The sequence below is a fragment of the Sinomonas sp. G460-2 genome (genome assembly GCF_047759905.1).
GTDB lineage: Bacteria > Actinomycetota > Actinomycetes > Actinomycetales > Micrococcaceae > Sinomonas.
Genome location: NZ_JBKZWT010000500.1, coordinates 1 through 1,724 on the forward strand (window position 1 = coordinate 1; position 1,724 = coordinate 1,724).

At 69.8% G+C, this 1,724-nt stretch carries 1 protein-coding gene and 1 pseudogene; both read left to right on the forward strand.

Annotated elements, in window-relative coordinates; genetic code table 11:
* Nucleotides 1–715: pseudogene (locus ACLN58_RS21875) on the forward strand (phospholipid carrier-dependent glycosyltransferase); the annotation flags it as partial.
* Nucleotides 716–734: 19 nt separating this feature from the next.
* On the forward strand, nt 735–1,724 hold a 990-nt coding region (locus ACLN58_RS21880; RefSeq protein ID WP_415857316.1), incomplete at its 3' end, for an AMP-binding protein.

Consider the following 1,724-nt stretch of genomic DNA (forward strand, 5'->3'; position numbering starts at 1 on the left):
GCTCGCGGTGGTGAGCATCGTCGTGGTGGGCGCAGTCGTGTATCTCTCGACGTGGACCGGCTGGTTCCTGTCCTCAGACGGCTACTTCCGCCACTGGGCAGACACGCACCCCGACCCGCTGTGGCAATGGGTGCCCGGCTCGCTCCGTTCGCTCGCGCACTATCACTTCGAGGCGTACTCGTTCCACACGACCCTGACCACCACGCATCCGTACGCCGCAAGCCCCTGGAGCTGGCTCGTGCAGGGCCGCCCCACATCGTTCTACTACGCCGAGCCGACCACGGGCTGCGGCGCGGACCGGTGCAGCTCGGCCGTGCTCTCGCTCGGAAACCCGCTCATCTGGTGGGCCGGGACGATCGCACTCGCGATCGCCGTCCTCCTGTGGGCCGGGCGGCGTGACTGGCGGCTCGGCGGGCCGCTGTGCGGGATCGCTGCGGGCTACCTCCCGTGGTTCATGTACCCCGACCGGACCATGTTCGCGTTCTACGAGGTCTCCTTCGAGCCGTTCTTCGTGCTCATCCTCGCGTACATGATCGGCCACGTCCTGGGGAGGCCTACGGACCCTCCGTGGCGGCGACAGGCGGGCCTCCTCGGGGTGGGGCTGTACTTCGTGCTCGTCCTCATCGTCTCGGCGTACTTCATGCCGATCTGGACGGCGCAGACCATCACGTACGTCGACTGGCGGCTACATATGTGGATGCCGAGCTGGGTGTGAGATTGGCAGAATGGGCCCTGTGAGCAGCAGCACTTCGGAGAACGCCGACCCCGGCGAAGGGGTGCAGGATGCGAGCCCATCCGACGTGCTCGGGGGGCACGTCCGCATGGTGCCCGTGCGCGAGGCGCATACGGACCGGCTCGGACCGCGCCGAGCCGACGGGATGAACGCGACCGATCTGCTCCTCGAACGGGCCGCCGCGACGCCGGAGCGGCACGTCTACGCGCTCCGCGACGGCGCATCGTGGCGCGGCGTCGGGGCCGCAGACTTCCTCGACCAGGTGCGCTGGCTTGCGCGCGGGCTCATCGCGGGAGGCCTCGGCGTAGGCGACCGCGTCGCGATCCTCTCCCCCAGCTGCTACGAGTGGTCCCTCGTGGACTTCGCGGTCTGGTATGCGGGCGGCGTGAGCGTGCCCATCTACGAGACGGATTCCCCGGCCCAGATCGAGTGGATCCTGCGGGATTCGGGCGCGAGCCGCGTCTTCGTCGCGCCGTCCCTCGAGGCCATGGTCGCCAACGTGCTTGAGGGCTCGGCAGAGCTCGCCGAGCGGTTCATCCGGGTCACGACCCTCGAGTTCGAGGCCGAGGGAGCGACGCTCAGCAGCCTTGCGGGCCCCGGCCACGGTGTGAGCGAGGCCGAACTCGAGCGGCATCGGGCCGCGGCGGGACTCAGCTCCCCTGCGACGATCGTCTACACGTCGGGGACCACGGGCCGGCCGAAGGGCTGCGTGGTGACACACGGCAATCTCGTGCTGCTCTCGGACAATCTGATCCCGCACCTCGACGATCCGCTCGGGGCCCCGGATCCGCGCACGGTCATGTTCCTGCCACTCGCGCACGTGCTCGCGCACGCCGTCCAGGTGGTGTGCCTCGCGGCCGGCGCGACCGTCGCGTACAGCAGCCCCGCGGACCTGCTCTCGGCGCTGCGCAGCTTCCGCCCCACGTTCCTCCTGGGGGTGCCGCGGATCTTCGAGAAGGTGTACGCAGCCGCGCTCGATCAGGCCGCGCGA